Annotated in this window: 1 rRNA gene; it reads right to left on the bottom strand. The window is 56.1% G+C overall.

From position 1 onward, the window contains the following. A 16S ribosomal RNA gene (locus EFBL_RS17260) occupies positions 1 to 214 on the bottom strand; the annotation flags it as partial.

The raw sequence follows: 214 nt of genomic DNA, 5'->3' as shown, positions 1-214 counted from the left end.
GCAACACAGTTCAAGGGTTGCGCTCGTTGCGGGACTTAACCCAACATCTCACGACACGAGCTGACGACAACCATGCACCACCTGTCTCCGCTGCTCCGAAGAGAAGCCCCATCTCTGGGACGGTCAGCGGGATGTCAAGTCTTGGTAAGGTTCTTCGCGTTGCTTCGAATTAAACCACATGCTCCACTGCTTGTGCGGGCCCCCGTCAATTCCT

Origin of the sequence: Effusibacillus lacus (genome assembly GCF_002335525.1) — a bacterium.
Taxonomy (GTDB): Bacteria; Bacillota; Bacilli; order Tumebacillales; family Effusibacillaceae; genus Effusibacillus; species Effusibacillus lacus.
Note: the sequence above shows the minus strand (reverse complement) of the source record. Positions and strands in the feature narration are given on the sequence as shown.